The sequence below is a fragment of the Caulobacter sp. GW822-FHT07D08 genome, from assembly GCF_058798735.1.
Window position 1 is genome coordinate 230639 of the sequence record NZ_JBXAKU010000006.1, and the last position, 22557, is coordinate 253195.

Annotated in this window: 26 protein-coding genes; 15 read left to right on the plus strand and 11 right to left on the minus strand. The window is 68.3% G+C overall.

What is annotated here, in order from left to right; genetic code table 11:
- Nucleotides 1–63 precede the first annotated feature (63 nt).
- The 4 genes from AC1RJ9_RS13760 (at nucleotide 64) to tldD (ending at nucleotide 3429) form a co-directional block, all read left to right on the plus strand.
- Entirely contained in the window at nucleotides 64–390 is a 327-nt protein-coding gene (locus AC1RJ9_RS13760) for a PadR family transcriptional regulator (RefSeq protein ID WP_492837456.1), read from the plus strand.
- Nucleotides 387–950, plus strand: a complete 564-nt coding sequence (locus tag AC1RJ9_RS13765; protein WP_492837457.1) for a DUF1700 domain-containing protein — start codon at nucleotides 387–389, stop codon at nucleotides 948–950. The genes AC1RJ9_RS13760 and AC1RJ9_RS13765 overlap by 4 nt, the downstream gene beginning before the upstream one ends.
- Before the next feature lie 19 nt (nucleotides 951–969).
- Nucleotides 970–1782, plus strand: a complete 813-nt coding sequence (locus AC1RJ9_RS13770) for a GIN domain-containing protein (protein ID WP_492837458.1) — start codon at nucleotides 970–972, stop codon at nucleotides 1780–1782.
- A gap of 201 nt (nucleotides 1783–1983) precedes the next feature.
- On the plus strand, nucleotides 1984–3429 hold the full coding sequence (tldD, locus tag AC1RJ9_RS13775; RefSeq protein WP_492837459.1) for a metalloprotease TldD: 1446 nt from the start codon (nucleotides 1984–1986) through the stop codon (nucleotides 3427–3429).
- 135 nt (nucleotides 3430–3564) lie between these two features.
- Here the strand turns inward: tldD and AC1RJ9_RS13780 are convergent, their stop codons facing one another.
- Complete coding sequence (locus tag AC1RJ9_RS13780) at nucleotides 3565–4062, minus strand: GNAT family N-acetyltransferase (RefSeq protein WP_492837460.1); 498 nt, start codon at nucleotides 4060–4062, stop codon at nucleotides 3565–3567.
- Nucleotides 4063–4339: 277 nt separating this feature from the next.
- Nucleotides 4340–6235 carry a peptide MFS transporter gene (locus AC1RJ9_RS13785; protein WP_492837461.1) on the minus strand — a complete coding sequence of 632 codons (1896 nt, stop codon included), beginning with the start codon at nucleotides 6233–6235 and terminating at the stop codon, nucleotides 4340–4342.
- A 302-nt stretch (nucleotides 6236–6537) separates the two neighbouring features.
- On the opposite strand from AC1RJ9_RS13785, the gene AC1RJ9_RS13790 reads away from it, so the two are divergent.
- Nucleotides 6538–7065, plus strand: coding sequence for a DUF427 domain-containing protein (locus AC1RJ9_RS13790; RefSeq protein ID WP_492837462.1), 528 nt, complete (start codon nucleotides 6538–6540; stop codon nucleotides 7063–7065).
- An 84-nt stretch (nucleotides 7066–7149) separates the two neighbouring features.
- On the plus strand, nucleotides 7150–7287 hold the full coding sequence (locus tag AC1RJ9_RS13795; protein ID WP_492837463.1) for a hypothetical protein: 138 nt from the start codon (nucleotides 7150–7152) through the stop codon (nucleotides 7285–7287).
- Between the two features lie 9 nt (nucleotides 7288–7296).
- On the opposite strand, the gene AC1RJ9_RS13800 is transcribed toward AC1RJ9_RS13795, so the two are convergent.
- The 3 genes from AC1RJ9_RS13800 to AC1RJ9_RS13810 all read right to left on the minus strand — a co-directional run bounded on the left by AC1RJ9_RS13800 (nucleotide 7297) and on the right by AC1RJ9_RS13810 (nucleotide 10075).
- Nucleotides 7297–7800 carry a molybdopterin-dependent oxidoreductase gene (locus tag AC1RJ9_RS13800; RefSeq protein ID WP_492837464.1) on the minus strand — a complete coding sequence of 168 codons (504 nt, stop codon included), beginning with the start codon at nucleotides 7798–7800 and terminating at the stop codon, nucleotides 7297–7299.
- A gap of 63 nt (nucleotides 7801–7863) precedes the next feature.
- Nucleotides 7864–9225 carry a glutamate--cysteine ligase gene (locus AC1RJ9_RS13805; RefSeq protein WP_492837465.1) on the minus strand — a complete coding sequence of 454 codons (1362 nt, stop codon included), beginning with the start codon at nucleotides 9223–9225 and terminating at the stop codon, nucleotides 7864–7866.
- Between the two features lie 133 nt (nucleotides 9226–9358).
- Nucleotides 9359–10075, minus strand: coding sequence for a 16S rRNA (uracil(1498)-N(3))-methyltransferase (locus AC1RJ9_RS13810; RefSeq protein ID WP_492837466.1), 717 nt, complete (start codon nucleotides 10073–10075; stop codon nucleotides 9359–9361).
- 46 nt (nucleotides 10076–10121) lie between these two features.
- Here AC1RJ9_RS13810 and ppk2 point away from each other — a divergent pair, with 46 nt between their 5' ends.
- Both ppk2 and AC1RJ9_RS13820 read left to right on the plus strand, forming a co-directional pair.
- The gene (gene ppk2 / locus AC1RJ9_RS13815; protein ID WP_492837467.1) at nucleotides 10122–10883 is read left to right on the plus strand and encodes a polyphosphate kinase 2; all 762 of its coding nucleotides are present in this window, start codon (nucleotides 10122–10124) and stop codon (nucleotides 10881–10883) included.
- Nucleotides 10880–11476 carry a hypothetical protein gene (locus AC1RJ9_RS13820; RefSeq protein WP_492837469.1) on the plus strand — a complete coding sequence of 199 codons (597 nt, stop codon included), beginning with the start codon at nucleotides 10880–10882 and terminating at the stop codon, nucleotides 11474–11476. The genes ppk2 and AC1RJ9_RS13820 overlap by 4 nt, the downstream gene beginning before the upstream one ends.
- On the opposite strand, the gene AC1RJ9_RS13825 is transcribed toward AC1RJ9_RS13820, so the two are convergent.
- Together AC1RJ9_RS13825 and AC1RJ9_RS13830 are read right to left on the minus strand one after the other, a co-directional pair.
- Nucleotides 11473–11856, minus strand: coding sequence for an iron chaperone (locus AC1RJ9_RS13825; RefSeq protein WP_492837470.1), 384 nt, complete (start codon nucleotides 11854–11856; stop codon nucleotides 11473–11475). The genes AC1RJ9_RS13820 and AC1RJ9_RS13825 overlap by 4 nt on opposite strands.
- Nucleotides 11857–11935: 79 nt before the next feature.
- Nucleotides 11936–13435 carry a S10 family peptidase gene (locus AC1RJ9_RS13830; protein WP_492837471.1) on the minus strand — a complete coding sequence of 500 codons (1500 nt, stop codon included), beginning with the start codon at nucleotides 13433–13435 and terminating at the stop codon, nucleotides 11936–11938.
- 100 nt (nucleotides 13436–13535) lie between these two features.
- Between AC1RJ9_RS13830 and AC1RJ9_RS13835 the strand changes: the two genes are divergently transcribed.
- Nucleotides 13536–15329: a DUF4153 domain-containing protein gene (locus AC1RJ9_RS13835; protein WP_492837472.1), complete on the plus strand. Its 1794-nt coding sequence runs from the start codon at nucleotides 13536–13538 to the stop codon at nucleotides 15327–15329.
- Here the strand turns inward: AC1RJ9_RS13835 and AC1RJ9_RS13840 are convergent.
- Genes AC1RJ9_RS13840 through AC1RJ9_RS13850 form a run of 3 tightly spaced genes read right to left on the minus strand, consistent with a single transcriptional unit; the run spans nucleotide 15326 to nucleotide 17713 of the window.
- Complete coding sequence (locus AC1RJ9_RS13840) at nucleotides 15326–17119, minus strand: ABC transporter ATP-binding protein (RefSeq protein ID WP_492837473.1); 1794 nt, start codon at nucleotides 17117–17119, stop codon at nucleotides 15326–15328. The genes AC1RJ9_RS13835 and AC1RJ9_RS13840 overlap by 4 nt on opposite strands.
- A gap of 31 nt (nucleotides 17120–17150) precedes the next feature.
- The gene (locus AC1RJ9_RS13845; protein WP_492837474.1) at nucleotides 17151–17429 is read right to left on the minus strand and encodes a DUF454 family protein; all 279 of its coding nucleotides are present in this window, start codon (nucleotides 17427–17429) and stop codon (nucleotides 17151–17153) included.
- A gap of 38 nt (nucleotides 17430–17467) precedes the next feature.
- Nucleotides 17468–17713: a hypothetical protein gene (locus AC1RJ9_RS13850; protein WP_492837475.1), complete on the minus strand. Its 246-nt coding sequence runs from the start codon at nucleotides 17711–17713 to the stop codon at nucleotides 17468–17470.
- Between the two features lie 134 nt (nucleotides 17714–17847).
- Between AC1RJ9_RS13850 and ubiA the strand changes: the two genes are divergently transcribed.
- A complete protein-coding gene (gene ubiA, locus AC1RJ9_RS13855) occupies nucleotides 17848–18798 on the plus strand; it encodes a 4-hydroxybenzoate octaprenyltransferase (protein ID WP_492837476.1) in 951 nt (316 codons plus the stop codon).
- 67 nt (nucleotides 18799–18865) lie between these two features.
- Here ubiA and AC1RJ9_RS13860 read toward each other — a convergent pair whose 3' ends face one another.
- The gene (locus tag AC1RJ9_RS13860; RefSeq protein ID WP_492837477.1) at nucleotides 18866–19228 is read right to left on the minus strand and encodes a lysozyme inhibitor LprI family protein; all 363 of its coding nucleotides are present in this window, start codon (nucleotides 19226–19228) and stop codon (nucleotides 18866–18868) included.
- Between the two features lie 66 nt (nucleotides 19229–19294).
- Here AC1RJ9_RS13860 and AC1RJ9_RS13865 point away from each other — a divergent pair, with 66 nt between their 5' ends.
- From AC1RJ9_RS13865 to AC1RJ9_RS13885, 5 genes are all read left to right on the plus strand, one after another.
- Complete coding sequence (locus AC1RJ9_RS13865; RefSeq protein WP_492837478.1) at nucleotides 19295–20251, plus strand: fatty acid desaturase family protein; 957 nt, start codon at nucleotides 19295–19297, stop codon at nucleotides 20249–20251.
- A gap of 134 nt (nucleotides 20252–20385) precedes the next feature.
- A complete protein-coding gene (locus tag AC1RJ9_RS13870) occupies nucleotides 20386–21045 on the plus strand; it encodes a class I SAM-dependent methyltransferase (protein WP_492837479.1) in 660 nt (219 codons plus the stop codon).
- Nucleotides 21046–21090: 45 nt separating this feature from the next.
- A complete protein-coding gene (locus AC1RJ9_RS13875; protein ID WP_492837481.1) occupies nucleotides 21091–21444 on the plus strand; it encodes a VOC family protein in 354 nt (117 codons plus the stop codon).
- A gap of 3 nt (nucleotides 21445–21447) precedes the next feature.
- Complete coding sequence (locus AC1RJ9_RS13880) at nucleotides 21448–21975, plus strand: hypothetical protein (protein WP_492837483.1); 528 nt, start codon at nucleotides 21448–21450, stop codon at nucleotides 21973–21975.
- A gap of 77 nt (nucleotides 21976–22052) precedes the next feature.
- A complete protein-coding gene (locus AC1RJ9_RS13885; protein ID WP_492837484.1) occupies nucleotides 22053–22556 on the plus strand; it encodes a YkgJ family cysteine cluster protein in 504 nt (167 codons plus the stop codon).
- Nucleotide 22557: the final 1 nt, after the last annotated feature.

Here is a 22557-nt window from a genome sequence, read left to right on the forward strand (position 1 = left end):
TAGGTACCTTGCACCACTCAGTACCTGGCGGTAGAAGAGAGCATCAACGGAGGCAAGGACGCCGTGCCGGAAACGATTGAAATCCAACTGAAGAAAGGCGTGCTGGCGCTGTGCGTGCTGGCCCTGCTCTCGCACGCCGACAGCTACGCCTACGAGATCGCCAGCAGGCTGACGAGGGACATCGATATGGGGGAAGGGACGATCTATCCGCTGATGCGCCGCATGCAGTCGGATGGCCTGGTCGAGACCTATCTGGTGGAAAGCCAGAGTGGTCCGCCGCGCAAATACTACCGCTTGACCACCACCGGGCGTCAGAGCCTGGAGCAGCAGAGGGCCGAATGGTCGGCGTTCTCGCGAGCGGTCAACGACATCGTGGGAGCCGCCGCATGAACCGCGCCGAGTTCATCACCCGTCTGCGACGGGGTCTCGCCGGCCTGCCGGTGACCACCATCGCCGACATCGTCGCCGATCACGAGGCGCACTTCGCCGACGCGCAAGCCGCCGGTCGCAGCGAGGCCGAGACGGCGGCGGCCCTCGGCGATCCCGACCGCCTGGCCCGCGAACTGCGCGCCGAGAACGGTCTCAAGCAGTGGGAGGAGAAGAAGAACCCCTCCAACGCCATGGCCGCCGTCCTGGCCCTGCTAGGCCTGGGGGCCCTGGACGTAATGTTCCTGCTGCCCCTGCTGATGGGCGTGCTGGGCGTCCTGTTCGGGATGCTGGTCGCGGTCGTGACCATCTTCATCGCGGGCGGCTTCGTCTTCGCCGCCGGCCCGCTCACCGGGCCGCCCGGGGGCCCGCTCACCGCCTTCCTGGCGGGGCTGGGCATGATGGGCGTGGCCACCTGCCTCGGCGCCCTGCTGACGCTGGCCACCGTCGGGGTCTTCAACGCGGTCGTCTGGTACGCCCGCCTTCACTTCCGGCTGCTGAAGCCGGCCATGGACCAAGCCTGAGCGGCATTAGGAGGGGACAATGTTGATCCGCAATACGCTCATCGTCGCCGGGGCCAGCTTCGTGCTCGCCGTCGGCTGCTTCGCCGGGGTGGCGGCTCTCGCCGGCCCCGACATTCTCAAGAACGGCTGGACCCTGCCGCTGGAGCATGACGAGACCATCGTCATCCGCGAGAACGGCAAGGTGGTCCGCACTGGACGGCACTTCGTCCAGGGCCGGCACGCCGAGCCCAGCGTCGACCGCACCTTCGCCTGGACGGGCAAGGACGAGTTGATCATCGACCTGCCGGTCGACGTGGTCTTCGTCCAGGGCGCCGAGGCCAAGATCGTCGCCTCGGGCCCCAGGAGCTATATCGACCGCCTGCGCGTCGAAGGCGGCCGCATCACCCTGGGCGACAACGACGGCGTCGACCATGACAGCATCACGATCAACGCGTTCGGCGTGCATGTCGAAAGCGACTCCGATCGGGTGAGGATCACGGTCATCGCCCCGGACGTCACCAAGTTCGACGTCCGCGGTTCGGGCGACCTGGAGGTCCGCAAGTACGACCACCCGGCCTTGGCCGTGTCGGTCAGCGGCAGCGGCGACGTCGAGGCCGCTGGTCGGGTCGAGACCATCGCGGTCGACAATTCGGGCTCGGGCTACGTCAACCTGACCGACCTGAAGGCCAAGGACGCGGTGTTCGACGTCTCCGGCAGCGGCGGCGGCGCCCTGTTCGCCACCAACAAGGCCAAGATCGACATCTCCGGCAGCGGCGACGTCGAGCTGCGCACCGAACCCAAGACGGTGACCAGCGAGATCAGCGGTTCGGGCGAGATCCGCCGCGAATACTGATCTTCGAGATATCCGATCTCCCCGGCGAAGGCCGGGGCCCAGATGCAAGAGCGCCCGCGTTCCGGACAGGATCGTGGGCGTTTTTTGCATGCGCCTCGCAGCCACAAGACCCGGATCCCGGCTCTCGCCGGGAAGATCGGAAGCTGGTGTGACGAAGGGGGCGGGGTGACGGACCCGCTCGGAAGTCCTACCTGTAGGGCCATGAACGCTCCGCTCTCCGCCTCTTCCTTGGCCGCCCCTTCCCTTCTGGACGCCGCTGGCGTCGATCGCGACCGCGCCCAGTCGATTCTCGGCGAAGCCCTCGCCGGCGCCGACGATGGCGAACTGTTTCTCGAACGCTCCGAGAGCGAAGCCTTCGTCTTCGACGACGGACGCCTGAAGAGCGCCTCCTATGACAGCGGCGAAGGCTTCGGCCTGCGCGTCGTGGCCGGCGAGACGGCGGGCTACGCCCATGCCGCCGAAATCTCCGAAGCCGCCATTCGCCGCGCCGCCGATTCGGCCAGCCTGGCCAAGCGTGGCTACAGTGGCGTCAGCGCCGAGGGTCCACGCTCGACCAACGAGCGCCTGTACGGCGAGGACGACCCCGTCAGCGCCCCCGATTTCTCAGACAAGGTCAGCCTGCTCCAGGAGATCGACGCCTTCGCCCGCGCCCGCGACCCGCGCGTCGTGCAGGTGATGGCCTCGCTGGCCGGCGAGCGCCGGGTGGTCGAGATCCTGCGCGCCGACGGCAAGCTGCTCCGCGACGTACGCCCCCTGGTGCGGGTCAATGTCCAGGTCACGGTCGAGAAGGACGGCAAGCGCGAGAGCGGCTCGTCCGGCGCCGGCGGCCGCGCCGGCTTCGCCGCCTGGATCTCGCCCGACAAGTGGCGGGACCAGGTCGACGAGGCCCTGCGCATGGCGCTGGTCAATCTGGACGCCGTCGCCTGCCCGGCCGGCGAGATGGACGTGGTGCTCGGCCCGGGCTGGAACGGCGTGCTGCTGCACGAGGCCGTCGGCCACGGCCTGGAAGGCGACTTCAACCGCAAGGGCATCAGCGCCTTCTCGGGCCGCATCGGCGAGCGCGTGGCCGCCAAGGGCGTCACGGTGTTCGACGACGGCTCGCTGCCCGGCCGCCGCGGCTCGCTGACCATCGACGACGAAGGCACGCCCACCGAGCGCACGATCCTCATCGAGGATGGCGTCCTCGTCGGCTACATGCACGACCGGATGAGCGCGCGCCTGATGGGCATGAAGGCCACCGGCAACGGCCGCCGCCAGTCCTACGCCCACATGCCTTTGCCGCGCATGACCAACACCGGCATGCTGGCCGGCAAGGACGATCCCCAGGAGATGATCGCCTCGCTGAAGCGCGGCCTCTACTGCGCCAATTTCGGCGGCGGCCAGGTCGACATCACCAATGGCAAGTTCGTCTTCCAGTGCACCGAGGCCTATCTGGTCGAGGACGGCAAGATCACCGCCCCGGTCAAGGGCGCGACCCTGATCGGCGACGGTCCGTCGGCCCTGACCCGCGTGACGATGATCGGCAACGACTTCGACTTCGACCCCGGCATCGGCGTGTGCGGCAAGTCCGGCCAGGGCGTGCCCGTGGGCGTGGGCCAGCCGAGCCTGAAGATCACGGGGCTGACGGTGGGCGGGACGGCGGTTTAACCCAAACTCCGATTTCCCGGCGAAAGCCGGGGCCCAGATGCAAGAGCGCCCGTGTTCCGGAGAGGATCGCGGGCGCTTCTGCATGCGCCTCACAGCCTTACGATCTGGGTCCCGGCTTTCGCCGGGAAGATCGGATTAAAGGGTGCGCTCCAGATAGGTCACCGTCTTCGTCCCACCGTGGATTTCCGCCGTCCCCACGGTCACGAACCCCAACGCGGCGTGGAACTTGTCCGAAGCCGGATTCGGCGGATCGGAATTGACCTCGCAGACGATCCGCTCGTGCCCCGCCGCCCTGGCCGCGGCGAACAGGTCGTCATAGAGCGCGCGCGCCAGGCCGTGTCCGCGCGCGGTGTCGGCCACCACCACCCGGTCGACATAGACGAAGGCCGGATAGCGCGCGCGGAACCACAGATAGTTGACGCTGTCGTAGTCGGCGGCCTGGTCGAAGGTCAGCAGCAGCGCGTCGGCCACACCCACCCGGCGCGCCACGAACGCCTCGGCGACCAGATGCGCCAGCCGCTCGGGCTCCAGCCAGGACAGCTCGACGGCGTGGTCGTTGTTCAGCGCCAGCAGGGCTTCGCCGTCCGGACCGGTCAGGTCGTCGGTCGTCAGCGGCTTAACAAGGTCGGTCATCGGGGCCCTCCGTCGGGCCACGGACCTATGGGCCAACGTCGGCCCGCGCAACCTTGCAAAGGTTTAATCCACCTGTCGGGCTTGTAACTTCCCTCGCGGCGCGGCGAGCGCCACCGTGGCGCCAGGTTTTACCACAGAGCTTCGGGTAGGAGCGGAAACGGACTTCGTGGTTTGAGCCACCGCGAAGGACGGTCCCACCTGGGGTCGAGGCGCAACCCCTCCGCGCCTCGTGAGAAGGGCCCCAGTCCATGCTGGGGCCCTTCGTTCCTTATTCAGTCTAGGCCCCCGAGGCGTCGGCGACCGTCGGGCCGGTGGTGTCGTCGGCGCCGTGTGACCACTTCTTGAGGACCGGCGAGAGCAGCAGGAAGCCGATCCCGATCACCACCGACACCAGGCCGATGACGTTGAACACCTTCAGCGAGGCGGCGAGCGCCGCGCCGGGGTCCAGCACCTGGCCGCCGACCGTCTCGGTGGCCGCCAGGCCGGCGATCTTGCCGCCGACCCACTGGGCGATGGCCACGGCCATGAACCAGACCGCCATCATGAACGACACCACCGAGGCGGGCGACAGCTTGGTCATCTGCGACAGGCCGACCGGCGACATGCACAGCTCGCCGGTGGTGTGCAGCATGTACATCAGCGCCAGGAAGATCAGCGGCAGCTTGAAGGCGCCGTCGGCGAAGGTGGAGCCCCACTGCAGCAGCAGGAAGCCGGCGCCGACCTGGATCAGGGCCAGGCCAAACTTGACGACCGGATTGGGATCCTTGCCGCGCGCGCCCAGGAAGGTCCAGAGCGCGGCCAGAACGGGCGCGAAGATCAGGATCCAGCCGGCGTTCAGGGCCTGGGTCTGCGGGGCGTTGAAGCTGGTGTTGACCCAGAAGGTCGAGGCCGCGTCGATGCCGGCCTTGGCCAGTTGCTCGGGCGTGGCCAGGACCACCGCGCCGTCGAACAGCCGGACGGGTTCGCGGACGAGATCCAGCTGGACGTTGGTCGCGGCGAACAGGCTCAGCGACGAGCCGGCCTGCTCGAACAGCGTCCAGAACACCACCGCGCCGAAGATCAGGAACACCGCCAAGGCCAGGCGCTCGCGCTCTTCCTTGCCGCATTTGCGGAACATGAACCAGCCGATGTAGCCCAGCGAGGCCAGGATGCCGATGTTCAGGGCGACGCCGACCACGGCGTTGAACTGCACGAGGAAGAAGATCCCGATCAGGCCCAGCAGGGAGACGGCGTAGATGGCCAGCTCGCGGTTGATGGGACCCAGGACCTTTTCCTTCAGGACCTTGGGCTGGGGCGGCTCGGCCTTGCCTTCCAGCCAGGGCTTGCCCAGCACGAAGACCACGAAGCCGGCCAGCATGCCGACGCCGGCCAGGCCGAAGCCCGCCCACCAGCCGACGTTCACGCCCAGCAGGCCGCAGAGGATCGAGGCCCAGAACGAGCCAAGGTTGATGCCGTAGTAGTAGAGGGTGAAACCCGGATCGCGGCGCGGATCGCCTTGCGGGTACAGCTGGCCGACGATGGTCGAGATGTTGGGCTTCAGGAAGCCGACGCCCAGGATGATCAGCGACAGCGAGAACCAGAAGATGTTCAGGTACAGCGGATCGCGCCCCGTCACGTCCAGCTTGTAGTCGGCCTTCGGGAGGACGGCGGGCAGCGGCGCGCCGGCCGGCAGATCCTTGATCTCGAAGTCGCCGGCCTTGGTGGCGGCCACGTCATAGGGCTTGCCCGCGATCACCAGCTTGGCCACGCGGTCCTGTCCCCGGCCCTCGGCCTGGAATTCGTAGGTCGCGCCCTGATAGGTCAGGGTCTGCACGGCGGGCTTGCCCTCGATCGCCATGGCCAAGTGGCCCGCGACCAGCAGGATCGCGCCGAACGCGACCGCCTTGCGCGTGCCCAGCCACTTGTCGGCCAGGAAGCCGCCAATCAGCGGCAGCAGATAGACCAGCGCGGTGTAGGAGCCATAGTGGCCGGACGCGACCTTCGGGGCGAACAGGAAATGCTGAGTCAGATAGAAGATCAGGATGGCGCGCATGCCGTAGTAGGAGAAGCGCTCCCACATCTCGGCCAGGAAGCAGATGATCAGGCCGCGCGGGTGGCCGCGCAGCAGCTGGACCAAGACGGGAATGCCGGTCACGAGCGTGACCAGGATCCCCGCGGCGATAACGATATTCATACGCTAGCCTTGAAACATGACGAGAGACGGGACCTGACCCCCAACGGCCTTCCGCGAGCGGAAGGCCGCCGTTGCGAGGTTTGTAGCGCGTCCGGCGGGCGAAACCGTATACACTTTCCCCCGACGCGCTCCGGTCAAATCATCCCCATCGACCCCAATTTGGCAGGGAGAAGATCACGCCGCTGGCGGTTTCACAAGCAACGGCTTGCCGCTGACGTAAACGGACCCATGTTCGCTTGGGAGCCTGGCGGTCGCCCCGCGCGTTTGGCTAGGCGAACCCTTTGCCACGACGGGAGCCCGCCATGAAGATCCCCGACGAAAGCCACCCCATCACCATCGAGCGCGCCCCGACGACCGTGCGCGTCCTGTTCGAAGGCCATGAGATCGCCGACAGCGACGACGTCCTGGTCCTGAAGGAAGCCAACTATCCGCCGGTCTATTACTTCGCGCGCGAGGACGTGCAGATGCTGTTCCTGCGAAGGACCGACAAGGTGACCCACTGCCCCTACAAGGGCGACGCCAACTACTTCACCATCTATCGCGACGCCAAGGTCATCGAGAACGCCGTCTGGTCCTACGAGGCTCCGTTCGCGGCGGTCAGCCAGATCGCCAATCGCGTGGCCTTCTATCCCGAGCACGTCGAGTTCCAGCTGGGCGAGCTTACGGCCGCCCGGACCGAAGCGGTCGATGTCGACGACGCGATCCGCCACACCGATAGCGGTTCGGGCCGCAGCCAGGCCGAGCACTGGCCGCCGAACGTCGACATGCCCGATCCCGAACAGGGCAAGCGCGACATCGACCAACCCTACAAGGGCGTCGGCGCCCCGTAGCGTGACGCCCGGCTTAAACCGGCCTTAACCCTTGGGAGCGTGACCATGCGGTTCAGCTCCCGTCAGAGGGGCGCGGAGGAAACCATGGCCTACGTCTCATATGATCGGGCTGTTCACGCGACCAATCCCGTTCGCCGCCTCGCCTGGGGTCGGCTCTTCACGCTCGCGGCCGCCATCGGCCTGTGGGTGGCGATCATCGCCGGAGTCCGCGCGATCTTCTAGAGCGCCGGGTCAGTGCGTGTGGCTGGCGGCGGCCGCGCCGCCTAGGCGCATGACCGTGATCCTGGCGACCATCCGCGCTGAACGGGCCGGACGCAGGTCGCCCTCCACGACGAGTTTGAAGGGGCCGTCCTTGGCCGCCAGCGGCGCGCCGTCGGCGCGGTCGGCCAGGATGATGCGGTTCGCGCGCGTCCCCGGATCCGCCTCGGCCAGGCCCAGCGCCACCGCGTAGCCGTCGTTCGCCTCGACCAGCACGACATCGGCCATCTCGGGCCCGCGCAGCGCCTTGCCCGTCGGCGCGCCGGCCTTGGCCAGCACATCGATCAGCAGCGGCCCCTCATAGACATGGCTTTCGCCGTGACCCGCGAAGGCGATGGTCTGGCGCGGCAGGGCGGCCAATTCGGCGGCGGTCAGGGTCACGGCCTGGCCGTCGGGCCCGACCAGGGCCAGGTTCTGGGCCAGCACAGGCGTCGCGAAGACAGTGAGCGCAACGGCGCCGAGCAGCAAGCGAAGCATTCGAAACCCTCGTTATGTAGTTAAGATGCATAACGAGATTTCACGCCACGCTCCACCTCGATCTCAGTACGCGCAGTCCGTGAACACCCGGCTGATGTCGCCCCGCCAAGCGCCGTTGTAGAGCGACAGCAGCCTTTCGGCCGGGGTGACGCCGCTGTCGGCGATCTGTTCCAGCTCGCCCAGATAGATGGTCTCGTCCAGGAAGCCGCCGTTCAGGTGGGCGCGGTTCTTCAGGCCCGACTTGGCGATGGCCACGAAGTCCTTGGCGACGTCCTGGGCCGTGCGGCCGGCGACGGTCGCCTTCAGGCCCAGCTTCGGCACATCGCGGCGCAGGCCCTCGCGGTCCTCCAGCGTCCAGTCCTTGCAAAGGTCCCAGGCGGCGGCCAGGGCCGCATCGTCATAGAACACGCCGGTCCAGAGGGCGGGCAGGGCGCACAGACGGCTCCACGGGCCGGCGTCGGCGCCGCGCATCTCCAGATAGGTCTTCAGGCGCACTTCCGGGAAGGCGGTCGTCGTGTGGTCGGCGAAGTCCTTGATCGTGGCGATCTCGCCCGGCAGCTCGGGCAGCTTGCCCTCGATGAAGTCGCGGAAGGATCGTCCGGCCACGTCGATATACTTGTCGCCGCGCTTGACGAAGTACATCGGCACGTCCAGCGCATAGCGGGCGTAGCGCTCGAAATCGAAGCCGTCCTCGAACACGAAATCCAAGAGCCCCGTGCGGTTAGGATCGGTGTCGGTCCAGACATTCGCCCGCGCGGAAAGGAAGCCGTTCGGCTTGCCTTCCGTGAACGGAGAATTGGCGAACAGCGCCGTGGCGATCGGCTGCAGGGCCAGGCTCATGCGGAACTTGGCGACCATGTCGGCTTCGCTGGAAAAGTCGAGATTGGCCTGCACCGTGCAGGTGCGCAGCATCATGTCGAGGCCCAGATTGCCGACCTTGGGCATGTAGTTTCGCATGATCACGTACCGGCCCTTGGGCATGACCGGCACCTGCTCGCGCGTCCACAGCGGCGAGAAGCCCACGCCCACGAAGCCCAGGCCCAGCTCGTCGGCGACGGTCTTGACCTCGTCCAGGTGCTGGCCGGTCTCGTCGCAGATATCGTGCATGGTCGCCAGGGGCGCGCCGCTGAGCTCGAACTGGCCGCCCGGCTCCAGGCTGACATTGGCCCCATTGCGCTCGAGGCCGATGACGACCTCGCCCTCCATGACCGGGGTCCAGCCGAAACGCCGCAGGCCGGTCAGCAGGGCGTGAATCCCCTTGTCGCCCTCGTATGGAACCGGCGCGTGCGATCCCAGATAGAAGCCGAACTTCTCGTGCTCGGCCCCCACGCGGAAAGCCTCCTTGGGCTTGCTGCCCGCGGCGAAATATTCGGTCAGATCGGCGAGCGTCAGTTGACGCTCTTGGACGTTAGCGGTGTCGGCCATGCAAGCCGTCCCTCCCCAGGGTGCGATGCTGCGGGAGGAGAGGGCCCATTCTCTCCGCCGACGGCGAACTTCAGTCTCGCCCAGTTGGGCGTTTTCTTTGCGAACCTCAAGGGGCGACCTTGAGCATATATTTTTACCGCCAATCCCCCGCGGCCGCCTGCCACAAGGTCATGGCCGAGATCGCGGCGGTGTCGGCCCGCAGGATGCGAGGGCCAAGCGACACCGGCGTGACGAAGGAAAGCCCCCGCAGCCGCTCGCGTTCCTCCGGCGCGAACCCGCCTTCCGGACCGATCAGGACGGCGGCCGGCGCGCCCGTTCCCGCCAGCGCTTCGATCGCCGGTTTCGCATCGCCGCCCTCGTCGCAGAACACCAGCCGCCGGGCCGGATCCCAGTCGTCGAGGATCTTGTCCAGTTTCTCCGGGTCGGCGACCTCGGGCACGTCCAGGCGGCCGGTCTGCTCGGCGGCCTCCATGGCGATGGCGTCCAGGCGCGCCAGCTTGACGAAGTCGACGTTCGTCCGTCGGGTGATGGTCAGCCGCACACGGCGCGCGCCCAGCTCGGCCGCCTTCTCGACGATGGTCTCGACCCGGCCGCGCTTGACCATGGCGATGATCAGGTCGAGGTCAGGCCCGATCTCCATCGGCCGGGCCTGTTCCTCGGCCTTCAGCAGGCAGCCGCGCTTGGTCGACTCGATGATGCTCGCGCGCCACTCGCCGTCGCGGCCGTTGAACAGCAGGACCTCCGCCCCGACACCCAGGCGCATCACCGATGTCAGATAGCGCGACTGGTCGACGGTGGGGACGACGCCGGCCCCGGCGGAGAGATCGTTGGGAACGAAAAGACGGATCATGCGGCTCTTCTAGCGCAACTCCTCTTTCCGGGGGTAGGCTCCGCGCATGAGCAAGCACGACGACTACGAGAACGAACTCGCCCAGCTGCAGCTGGCCCTGATCGCCATGCAGAAGAAGGCCATCAAGGATGGCTGGAAGATCCTGGCCGTCTTCGAGGGCCGCGACGCCGCCGGCAAGGACGGCACCATCGCGCGGATCACCGAGCACCTGTCCAAGCGCGACACCACGATCGCGGCCCTGCCCAAGCCGACCGACCGCGAGCGCAGCGAGTGGTATTTCCAACGCTATGTCGACTACCTGCCGGCCTGTGGCGAAGTGGTGATCTTCAACCGCTCCTGGTACAACCGGGCCGGGGTCGAGCGGGTGATGGACTTCTCCACGCCCGAGCAGCAGGAGCAGTTCCTGCGCGACGTGCCGGCCTTCGAGCGGATGCTGGTCGAGAACGGCCTACGCTACGTCAAGTTCTGGCTCGACATCGGCCGCGACGAACAGGCCAAGCGCCTGAAGGCGCGCCGCGAGGACCCGCTGAAAGCCTTCAAGACCAGCGACCTGGACAAGATCGCCGAGGAAAAGTGGGACGACTACACCAAGGCCCGCGACGAGATGTTCATGCGCACCCACAGCGATGTCGCGCCGTGGATCTGCGTGCGCGCCGACCACAAGAAGGAAGCCCGGCTCAACGTCATCCGCTGGCTGCTGCACGCGGCCGGCGACAAGAAACTGGCCAAGGGCGTGGCCAAGCCGGATCCCAGCGTGATCTTCTCGTTCGAGCCGACCGCGCTGAAGGATGGGCGGCTGGCGCGATGAGGCGAGTAGGCCTGGCGGCGCTGGTTCTGGCCCTCGTGGCCTCGCCCGCCTTCGCCGAGGCCTGCCGGCCCGCCCCGGAGCTGCAACGGCAGCTGGCCGAGGCGACGACCACGCCCTTCCTCGCGGTGATCCAGTCCGAGACCTCGGCGCCGGGCCGCGCCATCGGGGCCTCGGGCGGCTTCGAAGTTCCTGCCCAGGGCCTGGGTCAGGTGGATCGCCTGAACGGCCCCATGGGCGAGGCGCTGACGACCTGCGGCCATCGCCTGACCTTCAGAACGCATTGGGGTGGCCGCGGCGTCGAGTCCGCCGGACAGTTCAAGGTGGCGACCGAGGCGGCGCCCCACGCGCCTCGGTCGAGCCTGAAATATTTCGCGACGACGTTTCGCGTCACGCCCGATCACGCCAGCCAGACCGCCTGGCTGACCGTGACCGAAGGCCGGACCTCCGGGAACTACCTGCTGAACTTCCCCGCCACGGCGATCTCGACGACGCCCGGCCTGCATGGCGAAGGCCCGCGCCTGGAGCTGATTGGCCTGCGCGCGAACGGGGTGCTGACCTATGCCGAGTTCGGCGTCGGCGAGGCCCGCCGCTAGCGCTTCCGACGATTCGCGCGCTCGGCGGCGATCTCCAGGTTCTGGACGACGCGGAAGGCGACGATGTCGTGGATCAGGTCCGGCGGCAGCGGCGCGTCCGGCTGGAAGCGGATCGTGCCCTTGGCGGTCTCGAAGCCGGCCAGGCGGTCGGCGAACTGGCTGACCACCCCGCCTGGATAGAAGGCGCAATGCTTGGCGGCCGCGCCGAAATGCACGAGGTTGCCGTTCAGCTTGAAGGTGGGCAGGCCATAGCTGATCGTCTCCTGCGCCTGCGGGACCACCGCGCGGATCTGGCCGCGCAGGGTCTCCAGGGCTGTCCGCTGCTCGACCGGCAGCTTGGACAGATAGTCGTCGATGGACGCGGCGGGGGGCTTCATCATCGGGTGATCCTCGGTCGCTTGAATCCAGGCGTTTGAACCCAAGAACGTCCGGGACGGCCCCCCGCCGACATCGCTATCGCTATTTCCCGGCGTACAGCGCCATGACGTCCCGGCGGAACGCCGCGCCGCTGTCGGGGCGGCTGTAGAACATGTGCCCGCCCGGATAGTTGGACAGGGTCACGCGGCCGTTGGCCGTGGCCGGAATGGCGTCGACGATCAGGCGCGAGGCGAAGAACGGGCACGACAGGTCATTGTAGCCGTGGACGATCAGCACCTTCAGCTTCGGGTCGACCGAGACGACCTTGCGCAGATCGGAGACCGACTCGGTGTCGGTGCCGCGACCGCGATCCCACAGGCGGTTGACGTTGCCCGACAGGGCCTCGTAACGCGCCTCCGGCTTCCAGCCGACGATGCGGGTGGTGAAGTCGACGATGGCGCTGGTCGTCGGCGCGATGATCGCATCGAGGATCGGGTCGTTGACCTCCTGCTCCGGGGCATTGGGGAAGGGATCCAGCGAGGTGACGTTGCTGTCGTAGCGGCTGCCCAGGCGCCCCTTGTCACGGAACACCTCGCGCAGGAACGACTGGGTCTCCAGGCGGCCGCCGGCGCGACGGACATAGGTGGGATTCAGGCCGGTCATGGCCGAGACCTTGGTCGTCAGGCGGTCGAGCGCGGCGGGGTCCGAGCCCTTCATCAGGTCGACCATGTATTCGCCGCGCGTGTAGTCCTCGACGGCCTTGATGGTCTCGGGCGTCAGCTTGCCGTCGCGCTCCAGCTTGGCGGCGGCGATGGACGGCAGGGTCCACATGGCCGGCAGGGGCGAGACTTCCTGGCTGGCGCGGCCGGCGCTGGACAGCAGCGGCGAGACCAGCACGACACCCTTCACGGCGACGCCCAGATCCGTCTGCAGCTCATAGGCCAGGCGCGGACCGCGGAAGCCGCCGTAGCTTTCGCCGACCAGGTATTTGGGCGAGGCCAGGCGCTCGGTCTTGACCAGGTAGTCGAAGACGATGCGCGACAGGTAGTCGATGTCCTGCTTCACGCCATAGAAGCGCTTCTTGGTCTCGTCCTCGCCGACCAGCGAGCGCGAGAAGCCGGTGCCGACCGGGTCGATGAAGACGAGGTCGGTGAAGTCCAGCCAGCTGGCGGGGTTGTCCTCCAGCTTGCTGAACGACGAGGGACTGTCGCCCTCGGCGCCGAACTGAACGCGCTTGGGGCCCAGGGCGAAATTCAGATAGACCGAGGCCGCGCCGGGGCCGCCGTTGAAGGCGACCGTGATGGGGCGGTTGGGATCGCGCGGGCCGTCGACGATGTACGAGGTGTAGACCACCTCGGCGACCTTCTTGCCCTTCTCGTCCCGCACCGGCAGCACGCCGACCGTCGCGGTGTAGGAGACGACCTTGCCGCCGATCGTCGCCGTCTGCTTGACGGACTTGTCGGCCGGGAACGCCGGCAGGTCGGACTTGGCCTCGGCGGCGGGCTTGTCGCCGCCCTTTTCCTGCGCGAACGCCGTGGGCGCGCCGCCGATCGCCGCGACGACGAGGAGGGCCGCAACGCTGGCCCGGAAATACTGTTTCATACTCACCCCTCCAAAGAGGGTGAAATTGCTAAGCCAAGCGGGAAAGCTTCACAACCGCGCGCGGGCGTGATGCTGTGTCCGCAATGAGGGGAAACGCCGGATGAGCTCGACCGACATCTCGACGGTGCGCAAGGCGGCCGCGATCCGCCTGGCCATCGGCCTGGCCCAGGGCATCGCGCTGTTCCTGCTGCAGAAGGCCGACGAGTCCAAGGCCTGGCCGGCGACCGTACCGATGCTCTATGCGCCGCTGCTGGTCTGCGCCCTGATGGTCCCGCTGATCCCACTGGCCGCGCTCTCGGCCATGCGGCGCGCGGCGCTGATCGCCTGGACCGCCGTCGCGGCCGCCCTGACCGCGATCCTGGCCGTCCACGCCGCCTGGACCGGGGCCGAGCCCGAGCGCCTGGGGGCCGGCCCGCTGTCGCCTCCGATCTTCATCGCCGCGGCCGCCCTGCTGTTCATCGCCCATCACCTGGTCCAGCCGGCCGACGCCGTCCGCAAGCCCGTCGCGCCCTATGCGGACTATTTCGACCTGGCCTTCACCAACCTGATCCGCCTCTTCCTGTCGCTGGCCTTCACCGGCGCCTTCTGGCTGCTGCTGTTCCTGGCCGGGGCGCTGTTCAAGCTGATCGGCGTCGAGGCGATCCAGAAGCTGATCGGCGAGACCGCCTTCGCCTTCCCGGCCACCGGCCTGATGTTCGCCGCCGCCGTCCACATGGCCGTGCAATTGACCGAGGCTCGCGCCGGCCTGGTGCGCGGGGTGCGCACGGTCGGCCTGACCCTGCTGGCCTGGCTGTCGCCGCTGATGGTGGTGATCGCCGCCGGCTTCCTGGCCACCCTGCCCTTCACGGGCCTGGCGCCGCTGTGGGGCACCAAGGCCGCCACCGCCCTGCTGCTGGCCGCCGCCGCCGCCCTGATCATCCTGGTCAACGCCGCCTATCAGGACGGGGTCGAACCGCCCTCGACGATCCCACGCTGGGCGGCGCGGATCGCGGGGCTGCTGCTGATCCCGATCGTGATCCTGGCCGCCTACGCCCTGTGGCTTCGGGTGCACCAATATGGCCTGACGCCCGACCGGGTGTTCGCCGGCGCTTATCTGGTGGTCGCGATCGGCTTCACCATCGGCTACGCGGTCGCCGCCCTGAAGCCCGGCCCATGGATGAAAACACTGGAGCCGACCAACCTGATCATGGCCGCCGTCAGCGTGCTGCTGCTGATCGCCCTGTTCACCCCGATCGCCGACCCGGCGCGGCTGTCGGTGGCCAGCCAGGTGAAGCGACTGGAGCGTGGCAAGGTCGCGGCGGAGAAGTTCGACTTCCAGTTTCTGCGCTTCGACAGCGGTCGGTACGGGCGCGACGCGCTCGAGCGGCTGAAAGCCAGCCGTGTCCCCGAGATCGCCAAGCGAGCGCGCGAGACTAGCGCCGCCAAGGAGCGGACTTTCGCCGCCGCCAAGCGCGGCCCAGACTTCACCGCCATGGCCGTCTACCCGGCCGGCAAGGCCCTACCCGCCAGCTTCCGCGATCAGGATTGGAGCGACAGAGGCTCGGACTCGGTCTGCATCTTCGCCGGCATGCGCTGCTCGGCCCTCGTCATCGACGTCGATAGCGACGGAACCGACGAGGTGCTGTTGGCCAGCGGCTCGACCTTCGACGTCTTCAAGTCCACCGATCGCGGCTGGCAACGCGTCGCCATCGCCAGCGGGATCTGTGCGGACGCGAACATCGACGCCGCCCTGAAGGCGGGCTCCGCGCGGATGGCTGACCCGACGCCCCGTCGCGACATCCTCGTCGGTGATCAGCGAATGACGATGGTCCCGACCGGCGACGGCTGTAAGGGCGGGATCCCGATCGGTCCCGCCTGGTACAAGACCGGCATCATCAACGAGGACATCCGCTAAACCACCCCCGCGCTGATCGCGTTCAGCCGGGCATAGACCCCGCCCCCCGCCGCCAGCTCGGCGTGGCGGCCTTCCTCGACGACGCGGCCGCCCTGGAAGACCAGGATCCTGTCGGCGCCGCGCACGGTCGACAGGCGGTGGGCGATGACGATCGTGGTCCGGCCCTCCATCAGCGCGTCGGCGGCGGCCTGGACCTGGCCTTCGGTCTCGACGTCCAGCGACGAGGTCGCCTCGTCCAGGACAAGGATCGGCGCGTCGGTCAGGAAGGCGCGGGCGATGGCCACCCGCTGCCGCTCGCCGCCCGACAGCTTGACGCCCCGCTCGCCCACCAGGGTGTCGTAGCCCTTGGGCAGGCGCAGGATGAAGTCGTGGGCGCGGGCCTTCTTCGCCGCCGCCTCGACCTCCTCGCGGGTCGCGCCGGGCTTGCCGTAGGCGATGTTCTCGTAGAGCGAGCGGTGGAACAGGGCCGGATCCTGCGGCACCACCGCGATGGCGCGGCGCAAGGACGCCTGGGTCACCTTCGACACGTCCTGACCGTCGATCACCACCGCCCCGTCCTGCAGGTCATGCAGGCGCTGGACCAGCTTGACGAAGGTCGACTTGCCCGAGCCCGTCGGCCCGACCAACGCCACCCGCTCGCCGGGCGCGATCTTCAGCGAGAAGTGGTCGTACAGCGGCGCGCCCGCCGCCTTGTAGCGGAAGGTCACGTTCTTGAACTCGATGCCGCCCGCGCCCGGCTGAAAGTCCGGCGCGCCGGGCGCGTCGGCGATCTGCGGCTGCAGGCGCGTCCAGGCGGCGACGTCCTCGGTGTCGTCGATGCCCTTCTGCAGCATGCGGATGTTCTCGCCGAGGTTCCGCAGGTAGCCGCTCATCAGCATGAAGGCGGTGATGGCGAAGGCGACGTCGCCGGGCGTGGCCGTGCCGTGCGCCCAGGCCCAGACCATCGAGCCGGTCAGGCCCGCCTGCAGCAGCACCAGCAGCAGGTTCTGGCCCAGCCAGACGTCGGTGAAGCGGTGCCAGGTGACCATGACCGCGTCGCGCCAGGCGGCGGTGACCTCCGCCAGCCGCTCGGCCTCGCGGGTCTCGGCGCCGAAGCTCTTGACCGTGGGGTTCGAGGTCACGGCGTCGGCCAGGGCCCCGCCAATCTTGGAGTCCAGCGCGTTGGACTTCAGGTTGCTGGGCCGCACATAGCGCTCGGTGACCAGCAGGTTCACCGCCAGATAGGCGACCACGACGACTAGCGAGACCACGCCCGCCAGCGGCTGGCGGATCAGCATGGCGATCGACAGGCCGATCAACACGATGATCCCCGGCCCCAGCCAGATGGTCACCGCGTCGGTGACGCTGTCATAGCCCCACATAGCCCGGGTCAGCTTGCGCACCGTGGCGCCAGCGAAGCTGTCGGCATGCCAGTCCGACGAGAAGGCCTGCACCTTGGCGAAGCCCTCGTTGGTCATCTCCTCCATGTTGCGCGCGGCCAGCGGGATCCAGAACCGCATGGCGATGTTGCGGATCACCGAGAAGGCCAGATAGACGCCGACGAAGGCGCCCAGGGCGCGCCAGGCCTCGTGGTCGCCGCGCGGTCGGCTGGTCACCGTGTCGACCAGGTGGCCGGAGGCGTAGGGCAAGGCCAGGTCGAAGGCGATCGCCACCAGGGTCAGGCCGACGCCGAAGCCGAACAGCACCGGCCGCCGCTTCCAGAACCGGGCCACGAAGCCCAGCACCTGGCGGTTGGACAGCGCGCGCTTGCGGGCGCCGGTTTCGTCTTCATCCTCGAAAGCGTCGGTCATGGCGCGGAGATAGTGCTTTCCCGCCTGTTCGTCAGCCCCGCCGCTTGCGCCCGCCGCCGAACGGTCGCCAGCGCAGGAACCACAGGATCGCAGGTCCGACCACCGGTACGCGCAGCATCGGCCGCACGGCGTGGGGGCGGGTCTTCAGGAAGCACAGCACCGCGCCGATCCAGAACACCGTGGTCGGCATGCCCGGCGTGACGACGCCCACCGCCCCGGTCGCCAGCAGCGCCCCGCCCAGGCCGTCGAGCGCCCAGCGCTCGACGCGGCTCAGGCGGCGGCGCGGCTTGCGGGCGGGTTCAGGAGTCATGCGCCCAAGCTAACGCGTCGCGTTCGCGCTCGGAAGCCTTAGAACGCCTCCGCCACCCCGCCCACGCGGCGCGGCGGACGGCTGTTGAGGCCGCGCCGGATGCTCGGGCCGAACTTGGTGGCCGAGGTCAGACGCGCGACCATGCCGTGGTCGCCGGCCAAGGCGAACAGCCTACCGGCGGCGGTCCACAGGCGGGTGGTCACCGGGTGGGGCAGGACGATGCCGGCGCCGACGCCGGCCAGCAGCAGGCTCCAGCCGGAGAGACGGATTGCGGCGGTGGTCATAACTGTCGCTCCTGCGAATGACTTGCAAAAAGACCTTCGTCTCATCGCGCCCACAAATCCAATTGATTGTTTCTCTGGACGAGATCGATCTTCCCTATGGGATTCCTCGCGGTTTGCGCGGTAAGCCTCGCCGCATGACCGCCTCCACCCAAAGCCCCACGGGGATCCTCCCCGACGCCGTCGCCACCAACTGGGTCGATCGCCACGCGCCCGAGCGCCTGCGGCCCTGGCTGAAGCTGGGCCGGTTCGACCGGCCGGCGGGGATCTGGCTGCTGATGCTGCCCGGCTGGCAGGGCATCGCCCTGGCCGCCGCCGAGCAGGGCCGCTGGCCCAATCCGCTGCTGCTGCTGGCGGTGTTCATCGGCGCGGCCCTGATGCGGGCGGCCGGCTGCGCGTTCAACGACATCGTCGACCGCGACTTCGACGCCCAGGTCGCCCGCACCGCCATGCGGCCGATCCCGGCCGGGCTGATCACGGTCAAGCAGGCCTGGGCCTTCCTGATCGGCTGCTGCCTGGTCAGTTTCCTGATCCTGGTGTGCCTGGGCTGGCTGGCCATCGGCCTGGGCGTGCTGTCGCTGGGTCTGGTCGCCGCCTACCCGTTCATGAAGCGGATCACCTGGTGGCCGCAGGCCTGGCTAGGCCTGACCTTCAACTGGGGCGCCCTGCTGGGCTATGCCGCCGCCACCCATCACCTGTCGTGGTCCGCCGCCCTGCTCTACGCCTCGGGCATCTTCTGGACCCTGGGCTACGACACGATCTACGCGATCCAGGACATCGAGGACGACGCCCTGGCCGGCATCAAGTCCTCGACCCGCCGCCTGGGCGACCACGTGCAGATCGGCGTGGCGGGCTTCTACCTGGCCAGCTTCGTCTGCGTGGTCGCGGCCGGCTGGGTCGGCAATATCGGGCCGCTGTTCCTGCCGCTGGCGGCCTTGTTCGCCCTGCACCTGTCGCGCCAGGCGGCCGCCGTCCGCGTCGACGACGGCCCGGGCGCGCTGAAGCTTTTCAAGTCCAACGCCATCGCCGGCCTGATCGTCTTCGCGGGACTGGTGGCTGGGCTGTGGAAGCCGGGTGTGCGGTTCTAGCGCCAAATTTTCTTGTCATCCCGGCCGCAGCGAAGCGGAGAGCCGGGATGACAAGGGGAATGGACGTCTAGAACGGCCCTTGCTGGTACACCCGGTCCATGACCGTGTTCAGCTGCCGGATGCGGTTGTCGTAGCTGCGCGCCAGGCAGGCCCGGTTGCCGCCGCAGGCCTTGCGGGCCGCCAGCCACGCGCGCTGGTCATCCATGATCGCGCCGCGACCGCCCATCGGCACGAGGTGGCGGGTGATCCCGTACAGCTGGTCCATCCGCACGTCCTGGTCGTTGAGGTCGCGGTTGGCGCAGATCGCCTTCTCGTCCGCGGTGCGGGCCTTGCGGCAATCGAAGCTGGCGGCGGCGGCGGGCGTCGCGCCAATGGCGAAAACACCGGCGCAGACAGCGGTCAGAACGGAAGCGGGGATCAGTCGGCGCATGGGCGGCTCCAAATGTGACGTCGGGTCATCCTGTCAGGCCTAAGCTGAATGTGCGATGATCGTTCCATGGCCGTCGCCCCACGCGTCAAACCGCAGGATCTGTTCACGCCCGACGAATGGACGCGGATTTCCGCGCGCTCGTCCTGGCGCGGGATCTTCATGGTCGCCCACGCCTGGGCGGTGATCATCGCCGCCGGGGCGCTGTTCGTCTTCTTTCCCAACCCGCTGACCTACGTGCTGGCCGTGATGCTGATCGGCGCGCGGCAGCTGGGCCTCGCCATCCTGATGCACGAGGCCGCGCACGGCGGGCTGCATCCGAACCTCAAGGTCAACGACTGGCTTGGCGAGTGGCTGTGCGCCGCCCCGACCGGCGCGTCCCTGGCCAGCTATCGCCCCTACCACCTGACCCATCACAAATACGCCCAGCAGGCCGAGGATCCGGACCTGATCCTGTCGGCGCCCTTCCCGACCACGCGGGACTCCCTGCGCCGCAAGATCATCCGCGACCTGACCGGCCAGACCTTCTTCAAGCAGCGGTTCGGGCCGTTGCTAGGCAAGATGAAGGGCTCGAAAGCCGTCGGACAGCCCAAGGGCGCGATCTTCGCCGGCGAAGTCGCACGGCAGGGGCCTTTCCTGCTATGGAACCTCGGCATCCTGATCGTGCTGTCGGCGCTGGGCCTATGGTGGGCCTGGTTCGCCCTGTGGATCGTGCCGATGGCGACCTGGTTCCCGCTGGTCACCCGCCTGCGCAACATCGCCGAGCACGCCCTGGTGGCCAAGGACGAACCCGATCCGTTCCGCCATGCCCGCACCACCCACGCCAACTGGATCGAGCGGGCCCTGATCGCGCCCTATCACGTCAATTTCCACGCAGAGCATCACCTGTTCATGCACACCCCGTGCTGGAACCTGCCGATGGCGCACCGGCTGCTGGAGCAGAAGGGCCTGACCTCCGGCATGCTGACCGCCCCGGGCTACCTGACCGTGCTGAAGGCCGCCTCGAGCAAACCGGTCGCCGCCTGAGGCCCGCCCTCGCCCTTCGACAGGCTCAGGGTGAGGACTACTTTCGACGTCACGGTAGAAATCCTCATCCTGAGCCTGGCGAAGGACGAGGATTTCGGCTCCCCAGCCGAAGCCCTGGATGCTCTAAGCGCGCCATGATCGTCCAGACCCTGGAAGGCCGCCGGGCCTTCATCCGCGACAACACCCGCTTCCAGCCGACGCCACACGCGCCGGAACTGTCGCTTCACCTGGCCGACGAGATCACGCCGATCTGGAAGCTGACCGAGGAGGCGCTGGAAGAGATCGGCCTGCCGCCACCCTTCTGGGCCTTCGCCTGGGCGGGCGGCCAGGCCCTGGCGCGCTACATCCTCGACAACCCCGAGACCGTCGCCGGCAAGCGCGTGATCGACTTCGCCACCGGCTCGGGCATCGTCGCCATCGCGGCGATGAAGGCCGGCGCGGCCAGCGTGCTGGCCGCCGATATCGACGTCTTCTGCGAGGCCGCCGTCGGCCTGAACGCCGAGGCCAACGGGGTCGAGGTGGCCTTCACCGACGTCAACCTTCTCGATGCTCCGCCGCCGGCCTGCGACGTGCTGCTGGCCGGCGACATCTGCTACGAAAAGCCGATGGCCGAGGCGGTGATGGACTGGCTGCGGCAAGGCCGGGCCGCCGGCGCGGCGGTGTTCATCGGCGATCCGGGCCGCACCTACTTCCGCAAGGACGACCTGGTGAAGCTGGCCGAGTACCAGGTCGAGACCACCCGCGAGCTCGAGGATTTCGCCGTGAAGCGCACGAGCGTCTGGACTCTGCCTTAGCGGCGAACTAGAACATTTAGAGAACATCGTTTCGAGAGAGCACCCATGCGTGAGGACGGCAAGATCGACTATATCGAGTGGCCGGGCGGCGACCTGCCGGCGACCAAGAGCTTCTATTCGGCCGCCTTCGGCTGGAGCTTCGTCGACTACGGCCCCGACTATGTCGCCTTCGAGGGCCAGGGCGCCGATGGCGGCTTCGCCAAGCCGCAGGAGGGCGCGACCGACCGGCCGCTGGTCATCCTCTACGCCCACGACCTGGAAGCCATGCTGGACAAGGTGACGAAGGCCGGCGGCGTGATCACCGCCCCGATCTTCAGCTTCCCCGGCGGCCGCCGCTTCCATTTCACCGACCCGTCCGGCAATGAGCTGGGCGTCTGGAGCGCGACGGGGATCGAGTAGACCATGCGTCTGGTGAGCTTGAGCATCTTGCTGTTGGCGATGGCCGGAGCCGCCCGGGCGGAGGATCCGCCGCCCGCGCCCGTGCCGGCCGAGGTCGGCGCGCTGCAAGGCTGCTGGCGCGGCGCGGGCGAGGTCATGGGCAAGGCGGTCGAGATCACCCTCGCCGCCAAACCCGTCGCGCACGGGACGATGCTGACGGTGGACGCCGACAGCCGCGCCAAGGCCGATCCCAAGGATCGCTACGCCGCCCACCTGGTGTTTGGCGGTCGGGGCGCGGCGCCGAAGGGCAGTTCGCCGAGCGGCGTGTCCGGCTTCTGGTCCGACAGCTTCGGGGGCGACTTCACCGCCGTCGGTCAGGGCGCGGCCCAGCCGGGCGGATTCGACATCGCCTACGCCTATCCGGACGCCAGCTACGTCAACCGCTGGCGGCGCGACGGCGACCGGCTGACCTGGACCATCGTCGCCCAGAGCGGGGCCAAGGAAGCGCCGTTCGCGCGCTACGACCTGGCCCGGACGAACTGTCCGACTTAGCGCCACCCCATCAAACCGTCATACGGCGTCGCTACCGTCCGCCTCCTGACGATCAAGCTTACTTCAGGCAGGGGCGGATGGGCGACAAGAGCTGCGGCGACTGCGGCCTGTGCTGCAAGGTTCTGGCCATCGAGGCCCTGAACAAGGCCGACGGCGTCTGGTGCTCGCACTTCAGGAAGGGCGGCGGCTGCGGCCACTATGAACTGCGGCCCCAGGCGTGCCGGAGCTTCATGTGCCTGTGGATCACGTCCGAGAAGCTGGGGGACGCCTGGCGGCCCGGCAAGGCCGGCTTCGTCCTGTATTCCGACCGCGACGGCAAGCGCCTGAACGTGGTGGTCGACGCCGGCAAGCCCGCCAGCTGGAAGCGCGAGCCGTACTATTCCTACATCAAGAACATGTCGCGCCGGGCCCTGGACGGCTACGAGCTGGTGGTCTGCATCGGCGACCGCCGCATCGTGGTGTTCCCGACCGAGGAGATCGACCTGGGGGTCCTGCCGCCCGACCGCAAGCTGGTCAGCGGCTATGTCGAACGCGACGGCGGCCTGACGCCGTTCGCCATGGTGCTGGCCAACGCGGACTAGA